Here is a 17,761-nt window from a genome sequence, read left to right as displayed (position 1 = left end):
CGCTTCGGCCTGAACGACCTCGTCCTCAAACGCCGGACGGGCCGGGTGGTGCGGGCTCGGCGTCGAGTCGTGCCGTCCCCGGGGGTGGGTGGCGGTTGGGAGGTGCGGCTGGTTGTCGGGCGTCGGGCGTCGGGCGGGGTGGGAGGTGTGGGGCTCGGTGGTGAGCGGTGCCGTTCTGCGGCGGGTGGGTGGGGTTCGGGATGCCGGTGGCCGTATGGGTCGGCGGTGGCCAGTCGGGCCCGAGACTCCGCTGGTGTGGCGCTGTCGACGTCGGGGTGAGCCGTGCGAGTTCGGCCTCGGTCTCGGGCGGGGCGAATCGGGTTATGAGGGCTTGTCGTCGAGGTAGGCGCGGATGATCGACTCGAAGTCGGGGTCGGGGTGCAGGCCCAGGCCTGCCGCTCGGGTGTGGTCCACCGCCGCCGGCCAGGAGCCGACGATGGACTCGGTCGTGGGGTCGGGGGCGATCGTGACCAGGTCGGCCACTTGCGAGCCCGCGACGCGGCGCAGGGTGGTCAGCATGTCGGCCACCGTGACCGAGAGGGCGGGCAGGTTGACGGGGAGGGCGCCCTCCAGGCGGCCGGGGCCCGTGCCGCGTTCGACCTCGGCCAGGCGGAGCAGGCCCTCCACCGCGCGTCGCGGTGAGGACAGGGCCACCCGGAGGCCGGGGCGGACGGGGCAGATCGCCGGGACACCGGCGAGGGGCTCCCGGACGATGCCGGACAGGAACCCCGACGCGGCGGCGTTCGGCTTGCCGGGGCGGACCGTGACCGTCATCAGACGGGCCACCCGCCCGTCGACGAACCCGCGCCGCGTGCAGTCCGCGATCAGCTGCTCGCAGATCAGCTTCTGGGTGCCGTAACTCGTGCGGGGCAGGGGGAGCGTCGACTCGCTGACCGTCGCGGGCAAGGGGAGGGCCGGGTCGCCGCCGTAGACCGCGACGCTGCTGGAGAAGACGAGACGCGGCACCCGGCCGCCGGACGCCGACTGGGTCCTGGCTGCCTCCAGGAGGGCGCGGGTCGTGTCCACGTTGGCGCTCATGCCCAGGTCGAAGTCCGCCTCGCACGCCGCCGACACCGCCGCCGCGAGATGGATCACCAGGTCGACGGGGTCCGCGAACACCTCGTCGAGACGGTCGGCCAGCGCGCCGTGCACCACCTCCACCAGCGGGTCGGCCCACACCGGCGACTCGGGCCGTACGACCTGGTCCACGAGCACCAGACGGTCGATCGCCTCCCCACCGAGGGCGCGCCGCGCGAGCAGCGCGGCGGCGACCCGCCCGCCCAGAAAACCGAAGCCGCCCGTGACGACGATCCTCATCCGCTGTCTCCTACGCGAGTGTCCGACGCACCACAGCCTGGCCCCCGAGGCCGTCGGCGTCCACACGTCCGTGCCGGCGAAAAGCGGTGGCGGGGCCTGTCCTGCGGCCCCCACCATGACGTCCATGAACCCCACCGCCCCGCCCGCCACAGGCGTCCGCGTCCCCTGGGAGCGGCTTCCCGCCGAGGTGCGTGACGCGGTCGCCGGCGTGCTGGGCGGACCCGTCGTGCGTGCCGAGACCCAGTCCGGCGGTTTCTCGCCCGGCGTCGCCACCCGCGTCGCCACGGGCGACGGCCGCCGTGCCTTCGTCAAGGCGGTCAGCGCGCACGCCAACCCCCAAAGCCCGGACATGCACCGCGCCGAGGCCCGTCACACCGCGGCCCTGCCGCCCACCGTCCCGGCACCCCGTCTTCTCGGTACCTACGACGACGGCACCTGGGTCGCGCTCGTCCTGGAGGAGGTCGACGGACGACAGCCCCACGTCCCTTGGCGGCGAGCGGAGTTGACGCGAGTGCTCGACGCGGTGGCGGAGCTCGGCCGTACCCTCACACCCTCACCCGTGGCCGCCCCGCCGGTGGCCGAGGACCTGGCCGAGGCCTTCTCCGGCTGGCAGCGGCTACGGGACCGGCGGACAGGGTCCCCGCCCGGGCGCCTCGACGACTGGACGCTCACCCACCTGCCGCTGCTCGCCGAGCTGGCCGCCGGATGGGCCGACGCCGCCTCGGGCGACACGCTCGCCCACGGCGACCTGCGCGCCGACAACATGCTGCTCACCGCCGGCGGCCGCGTCGTGTTCGTCGACTGGCCGCACGCGGTGCGCGCCGCCCCCTGGTTCGATCTGCTCCTCATGCTGCCCTGCGTCCGGGCCCAGGGCGGACCGGACCCGCAGGAGCTGTTCACCGCGCACCCGCTCGCCCGGGACGCGGCCCCGGACGCCGTCACCGCCACACTCGCGGCGCTGGCCGGCTACTTCGTGGAGCACTCCCTGCTGCCCCCGCCGCCCGGCCTGCCCACCCTGCGCGCCTTCCAGCGCGCCCAGGGAGCGGCGGCGACGGAGTGGCTCAGGACGCGGCTCGGACGAGGGCCTGCATGACGCGGAGGTCCTCGCCCATCTCGGGGTGCCACTGGACGCCGAGCACCCAGCGGTCCGCGGTCGGGACCTCCACCGCCTCCACCGTCCCGTCGGCCGCGTAGGCCGACGGCATCAGACCGCTGCCGAGCCGGTCCACGGCCTGGTGGTGGTACGTCGGTACGGAGACCTCCTCCGGGGCGATCTCGGCGTAGCGCGTGCCCGGGACCGGCTTGACGGAGTGCCGGCCGAAGACGCCGACGACCTCCGCGTGGCCGTCGATGTGCTGGACGAGGGTGCCGCCGAGGGCCACGTTCAGCAGCTGCATGCCCCGGCAGATGCCGAGCAGCGGCACCCGCGCCGCCAGGGCCGCGTCGATCAGCGCCAGCTCCCAGGCGTCCCGGGCCCGGGCCGGCGGACCGGTGCGGGGATGGGGTTCGGCGCCGTAGTGGACCGGCTCCACGTCCGGGCCGCCCGCGATCACCAGGCCGTCGAGCCGGGCGACGGTCGCCGCGGCCAGTTCCGGAGCGTCCGGCGGAACCATCGCGACCAGCCCTCCGGCCCGCTGGACGAGGCGCGGATAGCCGACCGGCAGCAGCGCGGCCTCCAGTTCCCAGGCACCCCAGCGCGCCCCGGCCTCCAGATATGTACTGACGCCGATCAGCGGTCTGCCCGCCATGCGCCCTCCCGAACTTTAATGGACTGAAATCATACCTTTTCTCAGGAGTGCCCTGCGGGGCAAGGCGCGGCGCAGTGACGCCTCGCACGCCGGGGCCGCGTCCCGACGCACCGGGTACCCTCGCGCGCCGGGGCCGCCGCCCCCGGTCACGCCAGAAACCCCCGCAGGAGTGCCGCCGTCCCCGAGCAGTGCTCCCGCATCATTTCCCGTGCGCCGTCCGCGTCCCCGTCGAGGACCGCCTCGACCAGGGCGATGTGCTGGCGCTGGGAGTGTTCGAGGTTGCGGACGAGGAGGGGGATGCAGTCGAGCAGGTCGTTCACCGAGGCCCGTACCGCCGCGTACTGGGCGGTGAGCGTGGGTGAGCCGCAGAGCTCCGCCAGGGTCAGGTGCAGCAGGGTGTCCAGGCGGCGGTAGTCGGCGAGCGGCGCGTCATGGGTGCGGGCCAGCGCCTCGCGCAGCCGGTCCGCCTGGTCGTCGGTCAGCCCGTGCGTCGCGCACAGACCCGCCGCCCCCACCTCCAGCACCTCCCGGAAGCGCAGCACGTCCTCGATGTCGACCTCGGTGATCCGGCGGCGCAGCTCGTCCTCGCCGCCCGCGTCCGTGCGCGGCAGGACGAACGTCCCGCCGTAGCGCCCGCGACGGGACTCCACCAGGCCCTGGTCCTGGAGTACCTTGAGGACCTCGCGCAACGTCACCCGGCTGATCCCCAGCCGCTCGGCCAGTTCCCGCTCGGCCGGCAGCCGCTCGCCGCCCGGTACCAGGCCCAGTCGTACGACCTGGAGGATCTGCTCCAGCGCCTCCTCGAAGCCGTTGCCCGCCCGCACCGGCCGCAGCACCGGCGTCAGCCGGTCGTCGAGACTGCCGTCCTGATCGAGCGACATCCCGCCGCACCCCCTTCCCAAGCAAAGGTTCTCCCGAATACCTTATGGCTTCCGGCTGACCGTAGAAGCCGAAGGAGGCTTTCCCGTGGCAGACCGCACACCCCCGCTCTCCGTCGAGGAGCTGCACGCCCTGGTCGCGAGCGGTGAGATCGACACTGTCGTCCTGGCCTTCCCCGACATGCAAGGGCGCCTCCAGGGCAAGCGGTTCGCCGCGCGCTTCTTCCTCGACGAGGTCCTCCACCACGGCACCGAGGGCTGCAACTACCTCCTCGCCGTGGACACCGAGATGAACACGGTGGACGGGTACGCCATGTCCTCCTGGGACCGCGGCTACGGCGACTTCGCCATGCACCCGGACCTCAGCACCCTCCGGCGGGTCCCCTGGAACGCCGGTACGGCCATGCTCATCGCGGACCTCGCCTGGAACGACGGCTCACCCGTGGTCGCCGCCCCCCGCCAGATCCTGCGCCGCCAGCTCGACCGTCTCGCCGAACACGGCTTCACCGCCAAGGTCGGCACCGAGCTGGAGTTCATCGTCTTCAAGGACACCTATGAACAGGCCTGGGACGCCAACTACCGAGGGCTGACGCCGGCGAACCAGTACAACATCGACTACTCGGTGCTGGGGACCGGGCGCATCGAGCCCCTGCTCCGCCGTATCCGCAACGAAATGGCGGGCGCCGGGCTCACCGTCGAGTCCGCCAAGGGCGAGTGCAACCCCGGCCAGCACGAGATCGCCTTCCGCTACGACGACGCCCTCGTCACCTGCGACCAGCACGCCATCTACAAGACCGGCACCAAGGAGATCGCCGCCCAGGAAGGCGTGTCGATCACCTTCATGGCCAAGTACAACGAGCGCGAGGGCAACTCCTGCCACATCCATCTCTCCCTCGCGGACGCGGCCGGCAACAACGCCATGCCCGGGGACGGGGAGGGCGGCATGTCGGACGTCATGCGGCACTTCCTCGCCGGACAGCTGGCGGCCCTGCGGGACTTCTCGCTGCTCTACGCCCCCAACATCAACTCCTACAAACGCTTCCAGCCGGGATCCTTCGCCCCGACCGCCGTCGCCTGGGGGTACGACAACCGCACCTGCGCGCTGCGGGTCGTCGGCCACGGCCGCTCGATGCGCTTCGAGAACCGCCTGCCCGGCGGTGACGTCAACCCGCACCTCGCCGTCGCCGCGCTGATCGCGGCCGGGCTGCACGGCATCGAGCAGAAGCTGGAACTGCCCGAGCCCTGCGCGGGCAACGCCTACGCGGCGGAGTTCGAGCACGTCCCCACCACCCTGCGCGAGGCCGCCGAGCTCTGGGAGAACAGCCCGATCGCCAAGGCCGCCTTCGGCGACGAGGTCGTCGCGCACTACCGCAACATGGCACGCGTCGAACTGGACGCCTTCGACGCCGCGATCACCGACTGGGAGCTGCGCCGCTCCTTCGAACGCCTGTGAGGCCCTTCTTGTCTGCCGAGCACCAACTCGCCGAGCACGAACTCGTCGTACTGAACCCGGCCACCGAGGAGGTCGTCGCCACCGTCCCCGCCGCCGACGCGGCCGAGGTGGACGGCGCCGTCGCCCGCGCGGCCGTCGCCCAGCGGTCCTGGGCGGCCGCCGCCCCCGCCGACCGGGCCCGGATGCTGCGCCGCTTCGCCGACGTCGTCGACGCGCACACCGAGGAACTGGCCCGGCTGGAGGTCCGCGAGGCGGGCCATGTCCTGGGCAACGCCCGCTGGGAGGCGGGCAACGCCCGCGACCTGCTGCTGTACGCGGCCGGCGGCGCCGAGCGCCTCCTCGGCAAGCAGATCCCGGTACCCGGCGGCTGGGACGTCACCTTCCAGGAGCCGCTCGGCGTGGTCGGCGTGATCGCCCCCTGGAACTTCCCGATGCCCATCGCCGCCTGGGGCTCCTTCCCGGCGCTCGCCGCGGGCAACGCGGTCGTCCTCAAGCCCGCCGAGACCACCCCGCTGACGGCCCTGCGGCTGGCCGAACTGGCCCTGGAGGCGGGCCTGCCGGAGCATCTGTTCCAGGTCGTCCCCGGGTACGGCCACATCGCCGGCCGTGCCCTCGTCGACCACTCCGACGTGGCGAAGATCGTGTTCACCGGCTCCACCCGCACCGGCCGCGAGGTCATGGAGCGCTGCGCCCGGCTGGTCAAGCCGGTCACCCTCGAACTCGGCGGCAAGAGCCCCAACATCGTCTTCGCCGACGCCGACCTCAAGACCGCCGTCGACCCCTTCTCGTTCCTGGACAACTCCGGCCAGGACTGCTGCGCCCGCACCCGGATCCTGGTCCAGGAACAGGTGTACGACGAGGTCCGCGAGCTGCTCGCCGACGCGCTGACGTCGGTGGTGGTGGGCGACCCGGCCGACGAGAAGACCCAGATGGGGCCGCTGATCAGCCGTCAACAGCTGGACCGGGTGCGGTCGTTCGTGCCGGACGAGGCACCCGCCCTGCGGGGCGGCGCCCCCGACGGACCGGGCTTCTGGTTCCCGCCGACCGTCCTCACCGGGGAGCGTCACGACTCCGACGCGGCCCGCGAGGAGATCTTCGGTCCGGTCGCCGTCCTCCTGCCCTTCACCGACGAGGCCGACGCGATCCGCCTCGCCAACGACACCCCGTACGGACTCGCCGGCTCCCTGTGGACCCGCGACCTGGGGCGCGCCCTGCGTGTCTCGCGGGCCGTCCGCGCGGGCAACCTGTCCGTCAACTCCCACTCCAGCGTCCGCTACTGGACCCCCTTCGGCGGCTTCAAGCAGTCCGGCCTCGGGCGCGAGCTCGGCCCGGACGCCCTGACCGCCTTCACCGAAACCAAGAACGTCTTCATCAGCACGGAGGCCTGAGCCGCTCATGAGCGACAAGACCGAGCAAAACATCTGCCGCCGTCTCGTCGGCCGCACCGCCGTCATCACCGGAGCCGGCAGCGGCATCGGCCTCGCCACCGCGCGCCGGCTCGCCGCGGAGGGCGCGCACGTCGTCTGCGGCGACGTCGACGACACCCGTGGCAAGGCGGCCGCGGACGAGGTCGGCGGGATCTTCGTGAAGGTCGACGTCACCGACCCCGAGCAGGTCGAGGCGCTGTTCAGGACGGCGTACGACACCTACGGCAGCGTCGACATCGCCTTCAACAACGCGGGCATCTCGCCGCCCGACGACGACTCCATCCTGGAGACCGGCCTGGAGGCCTGGAAGCGCGTCCAGGAGGTCAACCTCACCTCCGTCTACCTGTGCTGCAAGGCCGCCATCCCCTACATGCGGCGGCAGGGCAAGGGCTCCATCATCAACACGGCGTCCTTCGTGGCCCGTATGGGCGCGGCCACCTCCCAGATCTCCTACACCGCCTCCAAGGGGGGCGTCCTCGCCATGTCCCGCGAACTGGGCGTCCAGTTCGCCCGCGAGGGCATCCGGGTCAACGCCCTGTGCCCGGGCCCGGTCAACACCCCGCTCCTCCAGGAGCTGTTCGCCAAGGACCCCGAGCGGGCGGCCCGCCGCCTGGTGCACATCCCCGTCGGACGGTTCGCCGAGGCCGAGGAGATCGCCGCCGCGGTGGCCTTCCTGGCCAGCGACGACTCCTCCTTCGTCAACGCCACCGACTTCCTGGTGGACGGCGGGATCTCGGGCGCGTACGTCACACCCCTGTAGGCCGGATCGGGCGGAACGGTGCGGTCCACGCGTGCGCGGCAACTGCTCGCGTGGACCCCGGGGCCCTCGAGCGAAGGACTCAGAGGAACGTGTGGCCTTCGCCGCGGTAGGTCGGGACGGTCGCCGTCACCGCGTCCCCCTCCACGAGGTGCAGCAGCTCGAACCGCTCGCACAGCTCTCCGGCCTTGGCGTGCCGGAACCACACCTTGTCGCCGAGCAGCAGATCGTCGGCGGGGGAGCCGAGCAGGGGGGTCTGGACCTCGCCGGGCCCCTCCTGGGGGTCGTAGCGGAGTCCCTCGGGCAGGTGGGGGACGGGGAGCCGGTCGCGTCCGGGGGCGCCGGAGGCGGTGTAGCCGCCGCCGAGGACGGTCACCACCCCTACCCCCGGCCTGCGCACCACGGGCTGGGCGAAGAGGGCGGCCGGACGCCCGCTGAAGGACGTGTAGTTGTCGAACAGCCGAGGGACGTACAGGCCGGAGCCCGCGCCGATCTCGGTGACGGCGTCCTCGGCGGCGGTGGTCTGCACACTGCCCGTGCCACCGCCGTTGACGAACTCCAGATCGGGCACGACGGCCCGTACCGCGCGCACCACCTCACCGCGGCGCTCGGCGAGTTCGCGGCGGGCGGTGGCCTGCATCAGCCGTACGGCACGGGACCGGAGGGGCTGTCCGGCGACGGAGTCGCCCACACCGGCGATATGGCCCTCGTAGGCCATGATCCCGACGACCTTGAAGCCCGGGCGGCGGGCGACCGTACGGGCGAGGTCGGCGACCTGGGCGGGCGAGTGCAGCGGCGAGCGCCGGGCGCCGACCCGTACCCGTCCCCCGAACAGCTTCAGTGAGGTGTCCAACTCCAGGCAGACACGGATGACTTCACGCCCGCCGTCACGGGACTCGTCGATGAGGCGGAGCTGGGCGGGGTCGTCGATCATGACGGTGACGGCCGCGGCGAGCTTGGGATCGGAGGCCAGTTCGGCGAAGCTGGCCCGGTCGGCGGAGGGATAGGCGAGCAGCACGTCCTCGAACCCACCGCGCGCCAGCCACAGCGACTCGGCCAGGGTGAAGGACATGATGCCGGCGAAGCCGTCCCTCGCCAGCACCCGCTCCAGCAGCGCCCTGCAGCGCACGGACTTGCTGGCGACGCGGATCGGCTTGCCGCCGGCCCGGCGGACGAGGTCGTCCGCGTTGGCGTCGAAGGCATCCAGGTCGACGATGGCGAGAGGGGCGTCGAGGTGGGCGGTGGCCCGGTCGTAACGGGCCCGGTCGGCGGCGCGCGCAGTCATGAACGAAGCCTGCCAGACAGGATTACCGCAGGGTAGGGGGACGTTCCGGGCAGATGCCCCGGGGGCGCGGACCGGTTCCCGTTCTGACAGCGGCAAGCCGTAGAGTGACGCGCACGTACGGCGGAACGGATGCGGTCGCAAAGTCCGTGCCGGGATGCCGGTCCGTCCGTGCGGGTATGCCTGCCCGGGACGGACCGACCACGCCGGTCCGGCGCAGATCGATTGAGCGCAGGGACGACGGCCCGCGTACGAGTAGTCGGCCTGGGGGTAAGAGGAAACGGGGGGCGCATGAGCACGGAAGCGCAGCACGCCTCCTTTCCGCCTCGACCGTCCCGGCCGCCGACCGTGGGAGACGGTACGGAGAGCGGGGCGCCGGGTGCCGGGGCCGCCGCATCGGCCGACCGACCGGGAACCGAAGCCGAGGGAACGAACGCAATGACCGACCGGCCGTCGCCGGAGGCTTCGACGCCACGGGGTGCGGGCGCGTCGGCGCCCGCGGGGGGTGCGGGTGGAGCATGGTCCCCCTGGAGAACCGCCAAGCCCTTCGACGCCTTCGGAACCCGCCCCGCTCCGGCGGGTTCCCGCACGGGCGCAGACACGCCCCCCGAACCCCAGCCGGCCTCGGGCACGGAGCCGAACACGCCCCCGAGAACAGCCGACACCGCCGCACACACCGGTTCGGGCACACGGCAAGGCGCGAACGCACACGCCGGTTCGGGCACACAGCAGGGCGCGAACGCACACGCCGGTTCGGGCACGGGGCAGGGCGCGAGTGGGCCCGCCGGGTCGGGTACAGGCGCGGGCGCGGGCGCACGTAACGGCGCCCCCGGTGCGGGGACGACCGCGAACGGGTCGGGAGTCAACGCCCCGGGCGACCAGCCCCGCGTTCCCCGCCGCCCCGCGCACATGCCCGGCTCCCCGGCCCCGCAGACCCCGCCTCCGCCTCAGGCCTCGGCGCGTTTCCCGGACACACCGCCGCCGGTGCGCCGCGAGCCGCACACCGACAGCGCGGCTGCGGCGCGGCCGTCGGGCACCGCCGTGCCCCCGCGCCCGTCCCACCGCCCGACGACGCCCCCGAGCGACCCCGCACAACACCGAAGCACCCCGACCCCGCCACCCCCGAGCACCCGCCCGACTCCCACCCCCACACCTCCCATGCCGACCACCCCCCCGCCCTCCGCCCGGCCCGGCTCGACCCACCGTCCGGGCCCGGCCGTGCCGCCGGGGGAGTGGCCCGCGCCGGGGATGGCCGAGAAGAGCGGTGAGCGTCCGGGTGCTTCCGGCTCGGCCGCCCACCCGGCTTCCGGCTCGGCCGCCCACCCGGCTTCCGGCTCGGCCGCCCACCCGGCTTCCGGCCGGCCCGGTTCGACCCACCGTCCGGGGGCGGCTGTGCCCCCGGTGCCGGAGGAGCGGCCTGGTCCCGGAGGTGGGGAGCGTCCGAGTGCTTCTGTGCCGGGTGCCCGCCCGGGCTTCGGTCAGCCCGGCTCGGCCGCCGGTCCCGCTCCTGCGGGGGTGGGCTCCGGTGGTCGTGCGGATGGGGTGAGGACTTCCATGCCCCTGCCGCGGACGGGCTCCACGCCGTCCGCCGCGGGCACGGCGGTGTCCGCGCCGGAGGGCCGTTCGGTTTCCGCCGGCCCCGCGGCCGGCACCCGCCCGGGGGCCGTGGGGGGTGGTCCCGGCGGGATCGGGATGCCGGCCGGGCCCGTGGGGGCGCCCGACGCGCGGGGTGTGGCGCCCGATCCGGCTCTGTCCTGGAGTGCCCCTGGGCCCGGTGGCACCAGGCCCGTCGTGTCGTTCGGGGAGCCCGAGGTGTACGACGAGCGGGCCCGCTCCCGGGTGCTCGGGGCGCGCCTGCGGTCGCGAGGGGCCGGGATCGCCGCCTGTCTCGTGCTCGGGCTGGGGCTCATCGGGGGCGCCGCGACCGGGAGTTGGCTGGTCGGAGGAGACGGGGACGGCGGGGAGCAGAACGCGTTCGCCGCCGCGCGGGGCCTCTGGCACAGCGTGCCCGTCGACGACCTGTTCCCGAGGACCGTCGCCGGACAGGGCGCAGGCCCCGGTGGCGCCGACCGGACCTGGATCCGCGTCGCCGTCGCGCCCGACAGCGGATGCACGGGCGCCTTCGATCCGCTGCTGAGCAAGGCGCTCGCGCCCGTGGGCTGCCAGCGCCTGGTGCGGGCCACCTACACCGACGCCACCCAGAGCTTCGTCACCACCGTCGGCCTGGTCTTCACCAAGGCGGACCAGACCGCCATGTCCTCCCTCGCCAGACGCTTCCAGGACGAGAACCTCGGCACCCGCGCCGACCTCATGCCCCGCCCCTTCGCCGCGAAGAACACGACCGCCGCCCGCTTCGGCACCAAACAGCGCGCCTCCTGGACTCTCTCCGTCCTCACCGACGCCCCCGTCGTCGTCTACGCCGTCTCCGGCTGGGCCGACGGCCGTACCGTCGACACCCCCCAACCCGCCGAACAGGCGGAGCAGTCCGGCGCCACCACACCCCCCGCCCAGGCCGGCCTCGGCAACGAGGCCCAGGGCCTCGCCGACCGCATCGAACGCGCCCTGAGGAAAGACGTGAGCACCCCGCCCTCGGAGCGGCCGTCATGAGACGCCGTTCCGCCGCCCTCAGCGCCCTCCTCGCCGCGTCCCTCGCGCTCGTCCCCAGCACCGCGGCGCACGCGGACGGCATACGCGCCCAGCAGTGGGCCCTCGACGCCCTGCGCGCCCAGCAGGCCTGGCAGATCACCAAGGGGAGGGGCGTCACCGTCGCCGTCCTGGACACCGGCGTCGAGGCCGACCACCCCGACCTCGTGGGCAACGTCCTGCCGGGCAAGGACATGATCGGCTTCGGAGCCACGGAGGGGCAGCGGGCCTGGGCCCGGCACGGGACCGCCATGGCCGGCATCATCGCCGCGCACGGCCACGGTCCCGGCGACGCCGACGGCGTGATGGGCATCGCCCCGGAAGCCAAGATCCTGCCTGTCCGCGTGATCCTGGAGGACGAGGACGCCGCCCGCGGCAAGGCCCGCTCCACACGCGGCAACGCCCTCGCCGAAGGCATCCGCTGGGCCGCCGACCACGGGGCCGACGTCATCAACCTCTCGCTCGGCGACGACTCCGCCTCCGCCCACCCCGAACCCGCCGAGGACGAGGCGATCCAGTACGCCCTGAAGAAGAACGTCACCGTCGTCGCCTCCGCCGGAAACGGCGGCGAGAAGGGCGACCACGTCTCCTACCCGGCCGCCTACCCCGGCGTCATCGCCGCGACCGCCGTGGACCGCTTCGGCGTCCGCGCCTCGTTCTCCACCCGCCGCTGGTACGCCACGGTCACCGCCCCCGGCGACAAGATCGTCATCGCCGATCCCGACCACAGGTACTACCAGGGCTGGGGCACCAGCGCGGCCTCGGCGTTCGTGTCGGGCGCGGTGGCCCTCGTCAAGTCCGTCCGCCCCGGCCTGACCCCGGCCCAGATCAAGCAGCTCCTGGAGGACACCGCCCGGGACGCCCCGGTCGGCGGCCGTGACGACTCCCGCGGCTACGGCATGATCGACCCGGTCGCCGCCCTGAAGGCCGCGGTCCGGATCGAGCCGAAGCAGCTGCAGCCGGCCGCGTACGGGCGGAAGTACTTCGGCTCCGGCCCGGACACCCCCAAGTCCGAGGCGGGCACCAGCGACTGGGCGGCCCCGGTCGCGGGCGGCCTCGGCGGTGTACTGCTGGTGGCGGCCGTGGTGCTGTGGCGGGGCCGCCGCCCGCGCCACGACGGTTTCTAGCGGCTGTTTCCGTTACGACGAGGCGGTGGCCGAGGGGGAGGCGGACGAGCGGTCGCCTTCCCCCGCGAAGACCGAGACCGCCGCCTTCGCCGCCGCCTCGACCAGCGAAATGCCCTTGGCCTGGGTCGAGTTGCCTTTGGAGAGCACCGCCACCAGACAGTCGTGGCCGTCGACCGTCACCCGGCCGATGCTGTTGATGTCCCACAGCCCGGTGGTGCTCCGCGCCAACCAGCCGTTCTTCAGGGCCCACCGGGAGCCGTCCGCCGCCGCGGACACACCCCAGTGCTGGTCGGCCTCTATCCGCCCCATCAGCTCCTGGACGTACGCCCGCGAGGCCGCGCTCAGCTTCGAGTCGTCCCCGAACACCTGCTTGAGCAGCGTGAGTTGATCGGCCGCCGTGGTCTGGGTGAGCCCCCACAGCGCACCGTCGCCGCCCTGCGTGTGCGTCAGCCCGAGCCGCTTGTTCGCGGCGTCCAGTCCCGCGGCCCCGCCGATGACGTCCCACAGCGCCGACGCGGCCGTGTTGTCGCTGTTCTCGATCATCGTGGTGGCGTACGACGTCTCCGTCGCCGTCAGATGCCGGCCCTCGTCCTGCGCCCGCAGCAGCAGCGCCGCCAGGATGTCGACCTTGACGATGCTCGCCGTGTCGAAGGAGCCGCTCCCGTGGCCGGCGCTGTCGCCGGAGGCCAGGTCCAGCACCGCCACCGAGACCTTCGCCCGCCCCGCGACGGGCACCGCGTCCATCGCCTCGGCCAGCAGCGCGTCGTGGTCGACGGCGGCGGGCTGTGCCACGGGTTCCACCGATTCCTCCCCGTCGGCCGTGGCCGAGGAGGAGGCCGACGTCGCCGACGATACGGGGCCCGCACCCGAGTGCGCCCGCGCCTTCACATACACCGTCCCGGCGGCCGTACCGCCCACGACGGCGACCACGGCGAGGGCAGTGGAGAGCAGACGGCGCGTCCTGGACGGACGAGCACGGCGGCTGAGACGGGCTCTGGAGGACTCCATGCCCGCGATGCTCGGGGCGGTGACTGTGCGCCCCGTTAGACGGACGTTAGATGTGTGTCAGGGAAATCTGAGAAAGCCGTGAAGGCGGTGAACCACCGGTTTCCGGCACCGCACAAGCCCAGCAGCATCCCCCCGATATCCGCCCGATAGGGTCGGTGACCGTGGCGAACAAGAACATTCCCGACCCCGGCTTCTCCGACGACGACGGCTCCGCCGACCCCCGGCTGAGCGCCGCGCTCGCCGCCTGGGCCGAGGACCGCACCGCCGTCGGCCCGGTCCTGGCGGCCCTCAAGGGCGCCCGGCTGCTGGTCCCCGTGGTCGCCGTGCTCGGCGAGGTCGAGGAGGACGAGAACGGGCTGCGCCGCGAGAAGACCAGCGACATGGCCGTGCCGACGCTGAAGGCCGGATCCCGGACGGCCCTGCCGGCCTTCACCTCCACCGACTCGCTGGCCCGCTGGGACCCGGCGGCCCGCCCCGTCGCCGTACCCCTGCACCAGGCGCTGCAGGCCGCCGCGCACGAGAAGGCGGACACGGTGGTGCTCGACCTGGCCGGGCCGGTGCCGTTCGAGCTGGCGGGACCGGCGCTCCTCGCGCTCGCCGAGGGCCGTACGACGACCGATCCGCTGGCCGATCCGGCCGTCCGGGAGGCGGTACGGGCCGCGGTCGCCGCCGAGTCCGCCGTACTGCGCGCGCACCTCGGGCCCGGAGAGGCCGACGGCACCCTGGCCCTCGTACTCGATCCGCGGGCCGTTCCGGGAGAGGCGGCGCAGTCGGTCGCGCGGCGGCTGGCCGCCGACGAGACACTGAGGGCCCGCCTGGTGCGCGGCCTCGACCTGGCACTCCTGCCGGCCGGGACGACGCCTCCGGGCGAGCCCTTGTACGTACGCGGCTGATCGATCCGGCCGGTGGAGCCGGCCACGCCCTAGCCGTAGACCGGGCCCGTGTACTTCTCGCCCGGGCCCTGGCCCGGCTCGTCGGGGACGATCGACGCCTCGCGGAAGGCCAGCTGGAGCGACTTCAGGCCGTCGCGCAGCGGGGCCGCGTGGAAGGAGCTGATCTCGGTCGCGGAGGCGTCGAGCAGACCGGCGAGGGCCGTGACCAGCTTGCGGGCCTCGTCCAGGTCCTTGTACTTGTCGCCCTCCTCGGTCAGACCGAGCTTCACGGCGGCGGCGCTCATCAGGTTTACGGCGACCGTCACGATCACCTCGACGGCGGGGACCTCGGCGATGTCGCGGGTCATCTCGTCGAAGTCGGGAGAGCCGGCGGAGTCGGTGGCGGCGGGAGGGGTGTCACTCATGCCTCACACGATAGGCCCCGGTGCACGCCGGTTCGCACCACCCCCGGAGTGCTGCTAACCTTGTGTGACGACCGGCTGGACACCCGTATGCGGAAGTGCGTGTGCCCGGCCCACAAGTGGAGGCTCCGATCTCCCACCCGACCGCCCCCAGGGACGGCGGGTCACCCCGGTCAGGCGGCCACCATCGTTCCGTACGGACGATGGAGTCGCCCGAAAGCGCGCCCCGCGGCTTCGCGGCGGTGCTCCGGCAGTGTATTTGGAGCCCCGTCTGTGATCGTCCGGGGCATTTTTTGTGCTTCGGCGCGGTTAGGTCTGTCGAAAAGAGACAAACGCGGCTGTCCGCCAGACCGCCGTGTGGTGCTAACCGAGGAGGATCCATCAGCGCCGAGCCCCGCATCAACGACCGGATTCGCGTTCCCGAGGTGCGACTTGTCGGTCCCAGTGGCGAGCAGGTGGGCATTGTCCCGCTGGCCAAGGCACTGGAGCTTGCGCAGGAGTACGACCTGGACTTGGTCGAGGTCGCGGCGAACGCCCGTCCGCCCGTGTGCAAGCTCATGGACTACGGGAAGTTCAAGTACGAGTCGGCCATGAAGGCCCGTGAGGCGCGCAAGAACCAGGCGCACACGGTCATCAAGGAGATGAAGCTCCGGCCGAAGATCGACCCGCACGACTATGACACCAAGAAGGGTCACGTCGTCCGGTTCCTCAAGCAGGGCGACAAGGTCAAGATCACGATCATGTTCCGTGGTCGCGAGCAGTCCCGGCCGGAACTCGGCTACCGACTGCTGCAGCGTCTCGCGGAGGACGTCCAGGACCTCGGTTTCGTGGAGTCGAACCCGAAGCAGGACGGCCGGAACATGATCATGGTTCTCGGTCCGCACAAGAAGAAGACCGAGGCGATGGCCGAGGCCCGCCAGGCGCAGGAAGCCCGCAAGGCAGAAGCGAAGGCCAACCCCGGCAAGTCGCAGAACGCCGCGGACGCCGAGATCTCCGACGAGATCGTCGCCGAGGACACGGTCGAGGCTCCTGCCGAGGCTTCCGCCGAGGCGTGATCCACGGGGCGCGAGCCCCAGGACGTAACCGATACAACAGCGACGTTCCACCGTGCCCGGTTTTCACGACCGGGCACCGGAACGCCACCGACGAGGAGAGAACGGCGCTATGCCGAAGAACAAGTCGCACAGCGGTGCCAGCAAGCGCTTCAAGGTCACCGGCTCCGGCAAGGTGCTCCGTGAGCGCGCCGGCAAGCGCCACCTGCTCGAGCACAAGTCGTCCCGCGTGACGCGTCGCCTCACCGGCAACGCCGAGATGGCCCCGGGCGACGCCGCGAAGATCAAGAAGCTTCTCGGCAAGTGACGTACCCGGCGCGTGATCAGTAGATCTCCTCGCGCCGTACGTCTGGACCGGGACCCCATCGATTCCGGGCCGTGTGAGTCCAACCACGGCCCCGCTACAAGGAGTTAAACAAGTGGCACGCGTCAAGCGGGCAGTCAACGCCCACAAGAAGCGCCGGGCGATCCTCGAGCAGGCCTCCGGCTACCGCGGTCAGCGTTCGCGCCTGTACCGCAAGGCCAAGGAGCAGGTCACCCACTCGCTGGTCTACAACTACAACGACCGCAAGAAGCGCAAGGGTGACTTCCGCCAGCTGTGGATCCAGCGCATCAACGCCGCTGCCCGCGCCAACGGGATCACGTACAACCGCTTCATCCAGGGTCTGAAGGCCGCGAACGTCGAGGTCGACCGCAAGATCCTGGCCGAGCTCGCCGTCAACGACGCCACCGCGTTCGCCGCGCTGGTCGAGGTCGCGCAGAAGGCGCTTCCGGCCGACGTGAACGCCCCGAAGGCGGCCTGACGCCGGGCTCAGAGCCGACGTGACATGAGGGACCCGCAGGCTTTCGGGCTTGCGGGTCCTGTTGTGTAGTTGTGTAGTTTCCGAAAGCGAGCCACAGCCCCATGCCTGCAGCCAGCCCCGAGCTGATCTCCCCCCGTTCCCCCCGTGTGTCCGCCGCCCGGCGGCTCGCCCGGCGGAACTTCCGGGGGAAGGAGCGGCTGTTTCTCGCGGAGGGGCCGCAGGCCGTGCGGGAGGCCGCCGGACATGGGCTGGTGGAGCTGTTCGCCACCGTCGAGGCCGCCGAGCGCTACGCCGACATCGTGGGGGAGGCCCGGGCCGTCTCCGCCCGTGTGCACCTCGCCTCCGAGGACGTCATCGCCGACATCTCGACCACCGTCACCCCGCAGGGGCTCGTCGGGATCTGCCGGTTCGTCGACACGCCCTTCGAGGAGATCCTCGCCGCCCGGCCCAAGCTGGTCGCCGTCCTCGCCCATGTGCGCGACCCCGGTAACGCCGGGACCGTCCTGCGCTGCGCCGACGCCGCCGGGGCCGAGGCCGTCGTACTGACCGACGCGTCCGTCGATCTCTACAACCCCAAGGCGGTACGGGCGTCGGTCGGGTCGCTGTTCCATCTGCCGGTCGCCGTGGGGGTGCCGGTCGAGGACGCGGTCGAGGGGCTCAGGAAGGCGGGGATCCGGGTCCTCGCCGCCGACGGCGCGGGCACCGACGACCTCGACGACGAGCTCGACAAGGGGACCATGGGCGGGCCGACCGCATGGGTGTTCGGGAACGAGGCGTGGGGGCTTCCGGAGGAGACCCGCGCGCTCGCGGACGCCGTGGTGCGCGTTCCGATCCACGGGAAGGCCGAGAGCCTGAACCTCGCCACCGCGGCCGCCGTATGTCTCTACGCGTCGGCCCGTGCACAGCGCGCCTCCGGAGGGTGCCGCTCCGTCACCGGCAGCTGAGGGGCTAGTAGGGTGACCAGCTCAGGGG

The 17,761-nt window shown here is 72.7% G+C and carries 17 protein-coding genes; 11 read left to right on the top strand and 6 right to left on the bottom strand.

The genetic code is table 11. The features are described from left to right. Positions 1–321 precede the first annotated feature (321 nt). Positions 322–1,317: a D-erythronate dehydrogenase gene (gene denD, locus ABZT17_RS06085; RefSeq protein ID WP_356344264.1), complete on the bottom strand. Its 996-nt coding sequence runs from the start codon at positions 1,315–1,317 to the stop codon at positions 322–324. Between the two features lie 124 nt (positions 1,318–1,441). Here denD and ABZT17_RS06080 point away from each other — a divergent pair, with 124 nt between their 5' ends. Further along, complete coding sequence (locus ABZT17_RS06080) at positions 1,442–2,410, top strand: aminoglycoside phosphotransferase family protein (RefSeq protein ID WP_356344262.1); 969 nt, start codon at positions 1,442–1,444, stop codon at positions 2,408–2,410. On the opposite strand, the gene ABZT17_RS06075 is transcribed toward ABZT17_RS06080, so the two are convergent. After that, positions 2,379–3,065, bottom strand: coding sequence for a gamma-glutamyl-gamma-aminobutyrate hydrolase family protein (locus tag ABZT17_RS06075; protein ID WP_356344260.1), 687 nt, complete (start codon positions 3,063–3,065; stop codon positions 2,379–2,381). The two genes, ABZT17_RS06080 and ABZT17_RS06075, sit on opposite strands and share 32 nt — an antisense overlap. A 146-nt stretch (positions 3,066–3,211) precedes the next feature. Beyond that, positions 3,212–3,946 (bottom strand): FCD domain-containing protein, encoded by a 735-nt coding sequence (locus ABZT17_RS06070; protein WP_356344258.1) that lies wholly within the window; start codon positions 3,944–3,946, stop codon positions 3,212–3,214. A gap of 85 nt (positions 3,947–4,031) precedes the next feature. On the opposite strand from ABZT17_RS06070, the gene ABZT17_RS06065 reads away from it, so the two are divergent. Genes ABZT17_RS06065 through ABZT17_RS06055 form a run of 3 tightly spaced genes read left to right on the top strand, consistent with a single transcriptional unit; the run spans position 4,032 to position 7,583 of the window. After that, complete coding sequence (locus ABZT17_RS06065; protein WP_356344256.1) at positions 4,032–5,396, top strand: glutamine synthetase family protein; 1,365 nt, start codon at positions 4,032–4,034, stop codon at positions 5,394–5,396. Between the two features lie 8 nt (positions 5,397–5,404). Then, a complete protein-coding gene (locus tag ABZT17_RS06060) occupies positions 5,405–6,784 on the top strand; it encodes an aldehyde dehydrogenase family protein (protein WP_356344254.1) in 1,380 nt (459 codons plus the stop codon). A 7-nt stretch (positions 6,785–6,791) separates the two neighbouring features. Further along, a complete protein-coding gene (locus ABZT17_RS06055; RefSeq protein WP_356344252.1) occupies positions 6,792–7,583 on the top strand; it encodes a 3-oxoacyl-ACP reductase in 792 nt (263 codons plus the stop codon). Between the two features lie 79 nt (positions 7,584–7,662). Here ABZT17_RS06055 and ABZT17_RS06050 read toward each other — a convergent pair whose 3' ends face one another. Beyond that, positions 7,663–8,865 (bottom strand): amino acid deaminase/aldolase, encoded by a 1,203-nt coding sequence (locus tag ABZT17_RS06050; protein ID WP_356344250.1) that lies wholly within the window; start codon positions 8,863–8,865, stop codon positions 7,663–7,665. Between the two features lie 1,788 nt (positions 8,866–10,653). Here ABZT17_RS06050 and ABZT17_RS06045 point away from each other — a divergent pair. Both ABZT17_RS06045 and mycP read left to right on the top strand, forming a co-directional pair. Next, the gene (locus ABZT17_RS06045; protein WP_356344248.1) at positions 10,654–11,469 is read left to right on the top strand and encodes a hypothetical protein; all 816 of its coding nucleotides are present in this window, start codon (positions 10,654–10,656) and stop codon (positions 11,467–11,469) included. Continuing rightward, a complete protein-coding gene (mycP, locus tag ABZT17_RS06040; RefSeq protein WP_356344246.1) occupies positions 11,466–12,632 on the top strand; it encodes a type VII secretion-associated serine protease mycosin in 1,167 nt (388 codons plus the stop codon). The genes ABZT17_RS06045 and mycP overlap by 4 nt, the downstream gene beginning before the upstream one ends. Before the next feature lie 12 nt (positions 12,633–12,644). On the opposite strand, the gene ABZT17_RS06035 is transcribed toward mycP, so the two are convergent. Next, the gene (locus tag ABZT17_RS06035) at positions 12,645–13,640 is read right to left on the bottom strand and encodes a serine hydrolase (protein ID WP_356344243.1); all 996 of its coding nucleotides are present in this window, start codon (positions 13,638–13,640) and stop codon (positions 12,645–12,647) included. Between the two features lie 161 nt (positions 13,641–13,801). Between ABZT17_RS06035 and ABZT17_RS06030 the strand changes: the two genes are divergently transcribed. After that, entirely contained in the window at positions 13,802–14,533 is a 732-nt protein-coding gene (locus ABZT17_RS06030) for an SseB family protein (RefSeq protein ID WP_356344241.1), read from the top strand. A 29-nt stretch (positions 14,534–14,562) separates the two neighbouring features. Here ABZT17_RS06030 and ABZT17_RS06025 read toward each other — a convergent pair whose 3' ends face one another. Further along, the gene (locus ABZT17_RS06025) at positions 14,563–14,937 is read right to left on the bottom strand and encodes a DUF1844 domain-containing protein (protein WP_356344239.1); all 375 of its coding nucleotides are present in this window, start codon (positions 14,935–14,937) and stop codon (positions 14,563–14,565) included. A gap of 377 nt (positions 14,938–15,314) precedes the next feature. On the opposite strand from ABZT17_RS06025, the gene infC reads away from it, so the two are divergent. The 4 genes from infC (at position 15,315) to ABZT17_RS06005 (ending at position 17,733) form a co-directional block, all read left to right on the top strand. After that, positions 15,315–15,989 (top strand): translation initiation factor IF-3, encoded by a 675-nt coding sequence (infC, locus tag ABZT17_RS06020; RefSeq protein WP_356344458.1) that lies wholly within the window; start codon positions 15,315–15,317, stop codon positions 15,987–15,989. 109 nt (positions 15,990–16,098) lie between these two features. Then, positions 16,099–16,293 carry a 50S ribosomal protein L35 gene (rpmI, locus tag ABZT17_RS06015; protein ID WP_004933563.1) on the top strand — a complete coding sequence of 65 codons (195 nt, stop codon included), beginning with the start codon at positions 16,099–16,101 and terminating at the stop codon, positions 16,291–16,293. A 112-nt stretch (positions 16,294–16,405) separates the two neighbouring features. Then, the gene (gene rplT / locus ABZT17_RS06010; protein WP_004933571.1) at positions 16,406–16,789 is read left to right on the top strand and encodes a 50S ribosomal protein L20; all 384 of its coding nucleotides are present in this window, start codon (positions 16,406–16,408) and stop codon (positions 16,787–16,789) included. 101 nt (positions 16,790–16,890) lie between these two features. After that, positions 16,891–17,733: an RNA methyltransferase gene (locus tag ABZT17_RS06005; protein ID WP_356344237.1), complete on the top strand. Its 843-nt coding sequence runs from the start codon at positions 16,891–16,893 to the stop codon at positions 17,731–17,733. Positions 17,734–17,761: the final 28 nt, after the last annotated feature.

The sequence above is a fragment of the Streptomyces sp. NPDC005648 genome (assembly GCF_040605395.1).
Classification (GTDB): Bacteria; Actinomycetota; Actinomycetes; order Streptomycetales; family Streptomycetaceae; genus Streptomyces.
Note: the sequence above shows the minus strand (reverse complement) of the source record. Positions and strands in the feature narration are given on the sequence as shown.